The following is a 3271-nucleotide window of genomic DNA, read 5'->3' on the forward strand; positions in this document are numbered from 1 at the left end:
TCGTCCCGGCCGGACTGCACGTCTACGGCATGCCACCACTGGGCGAGGATCCGGTGGGCGCCGTCGCCGACTTCGCGGCCCGGATCCTCTCAAACCTGACGATGGGCTCGGTGAGCCTCGAGCGAGCCGCGAAGATCTGTCGAGAGGTGATCGAGCGGCCGGAAACCAGGGAATCCGACGAGCCGCACCGGGAGGCGGCGCGGGTCGTGGGGCTGCTCTTCGAGAGCGCGCGGCTCGAACGGGAGAACCTCCTCCGCGCGCTCGAGGGCCGCTACGTTCCGCCGGGGTACGGCGGCAGCCCGTTCAAGGAGGTAGACGTCCTGCCGACCGGCCGTAACTCGTGCCTGTTCGACCCGCGACGGTGGCCGGACGCAATCTCCCTCAACGCGGCCTACGTCGTCGCCCTGCCCCTCAGGATGGTCGCGAGGAAAGTCGTCGCGTTCACCTTCGCTTACGACTGCAACAACACGCGGGCCCTGCCCATCGCGGTCGAGATGGTGCTGATGGGGGTCGTCCCGAAGAAGGACCCGGACGGAATCGTCGTCGGCGTCCGACCGCTCACGGCCCCACCGGACGCACTGAGGCTCAAATACGGACAGGTGCTTGTCTCGGGCGTCGTAGAGAAGTTGGAACTCACCGAGCACGGCTTCAGGATGATCGTACGGCCCCCGTACGGCGGCGCCTGTATCGAGGTGAGGGGACCGAGGACGGCCCTACCGCAGGGGCTTCGGGTCGGGGACGAGGTCACGATCCTGGGCACCGTGGTGCCACTGCGCACGGAGATCGTGCTTGAGGAGGCGAGGATAGTTCCCCCCGACCCGCACGCCATTACCCCGTCGGAGCTGCTCGAGTTCGGACCCGCCTTCGGTCACGTCATCCTTCGGGGACGGGTAAAGGAGGTGCGCGGCGAGTGGGCGGCGCTGACGGACGGGCGGTCCACGGTGTGGGTTCACCTGTCGGCGGGGTCGGTCCACACCGGTGAGGAGGTTACGGTTGAGGGAATGGTCAGCGCGCGGACCGGCGGCAAGGTCGTGCTACTGGCCTCCCTCGTCCTCAAAGGGGCGATCCGTCGACTCACGGACGTGATCGTCCTCGGCACGTGCATATTCAAGGACCACTACCTGCACAACATCCGTTCGGAGCTCTTCCTCGGACGCGTGGCGGCGATTCTCGCGGCCGAGCCCTACCTCGCCCACGAGCTCGGAACGGCCTCCGCGATCTCCGGCCGGATCGTCCGGTGGAGCGGATCGGTGGCGAACCTCGTGCGCGAACACCTGCGCCGGATCGTGGCGTTTCTGGAGCGCGGCAGGTGGCGAAACCCACTGCACGACGCCGTGCTCGCGGCCTACCGGCGCGCGCTGGAACTGGCCGAAGCGCTCGGCGACGCGACCCTCACGAGACTGCTGGAGCGGGGACTGCGCAGGTTGCTCAGCGCCGTGGCCCGGGACTGCGCCGAGACCGGCCTGGACTTCCACTCCGTCCTCGAGACCGCCAAATTCCTGGCGACAACCGTCCCACCGAGCGAGAACTACCCGTTCCTCGACTGGGCCGCGGTCTACCTCGCCCTACTCGCCGTGCGCATCGCGCCCACGCTGCCGCACTTCCCGGAGTGGGCCCGGCAGATCGCCACGGTGCCCGAGGAGGACCTACCCCTCCTGGCCGCGGTCAACGTCTTCTGCCAGGGGCCCGGCGACTACACGAACGTGATCGGCAAGACGATCGAGTCGGGCGCCTTCCTCCTCGAAGACCGAGTCCGACTCGCGCAAGCGTACCTGAACGGCGAGGCCTACGTTTACGGACCCACCCGGTACACCTCCGTCGGCTTCCCACTGCTCCTAGCGCTCAACCTCGCCGCCCCGGACCTGACCCTTCACACCATGGCCTCCTCCGACGAGGCGCTCACGTTCTTCCACGACGACTGCATCTACGCGTTCGAAGGCGGCACCAGACTCATCGTCGAGGCGGTGAACGGGCTCGCGCCCGAGCAGGAGCCGGAGATCGGCATGCTCGTGCTCAACCTCCGACACACGGCCCTCGGCGCCTACACCGCCGGCGACCGCAAGCGAATGGCCAAAATCCTCACGGAGGCGCTCCGACTGCTCAAGAGCACCGGAACGAACGTACCGGACTGGGCCCGCGACCTGATCACCATCGCCCGCTCCGGCAGCCCGGCCGCCCTGCTCCTCGCCGCCAACATGATCTCCACCCTAGCGGCCGCGGCGAACACCGCTCGAAACGCCCTGAAAGGCAGACTGACGGCCGCCGTGAGGTACTCGCTCCTCATGCCCTTCCAATACTACGCCTGGTACGACCTCATGCGCACGGTCTTCAACCCGCTTTACCTCCGCTCCATGAAATTCCACGGAGCCTCCGGCGCCGTCGAGTACCTCAAACGACTCGGCTTCCTCATCCGCGGCTGGTCCACGCTGACCCCCACCCTCCTCAACTGGGAGGCCATCTTCCGCCGAACCGCAGAGATACTGGTCGCGAACCGGAGGTTCTTCCAGCGGTACGCCCCCGAATCCCTGCTATCGTTGTCCGTCGAGCTGGTGACGATCGCCTACGACCGAGCCCAGCACGGCCTCGTAAGCCGAGAACTCCTCACCAGCCCCGCGTTCGTCCAGCTCGTGCGCGAGATCATCGTGCCCGCGCTACTCCGAGGCGAGCTCTGCTGCTGCCCCGCCGTGTGCGGCAACCCCGCCGTCCAACAGCGCTTCCTCCAAGCCCTCCGGCTCTACGAGACGCTCATACCCGGCGTCCGTCTAGCCGAGCTGATCTTCCGATCCAACTACATGGGACAGCAGGCACTCGGCCAGGTTCCCAGCGGCGCCCCCTCACTCACCCCAACGCCCGCCCCCTCGCCCGCACCGATCCCGTCCCAACCGACCGTTCCCGCCACAACCGCTCCCACCGCACCACCCAGCCCAAGCCCAGCGGCACCACCTCGAGCCGTCCCACGCTCCACCACCAGTCCCACCACACCATCTCGAGTCACCACCCTCCCCACCACGGCAGCGACCACCCCACATCGCGCCACGTCACCCGCACCAACGACCAGACCCACCCACTCTGCCACACTTACGACGCGGACGACGCCCGGACTCAATCCCACGGGAACCCGGACCACGACGACCGCAACCAGCGGCCCACCCGGTCACGGGACCTCACCGAGCCTAACCGGACGAGAGGTAGCCCGGGGCAGGGTGGGAGGAGGAGCGACGAAAGGAGCAACGCGAGCGACCCGAGCCGGCGGTCGAACGAGCGGCCGAGC

At 68.0% G+C, this 3271-nt stretch carries 1 protein-coding gene; it reads left to right on the forward strand.

The genetic code is table 11. From position 1 onward, the window contains the following. Positions 1–3271: cobaltochelatase subunit CobN (locus ACXJJV_RS06790; protein WP_456467430.1), on the forward strand; the 3271-nt coding region annotated here is incomplete at both ends.

The organism is Methanopyrus sp. (assembly GCF_053997775.1).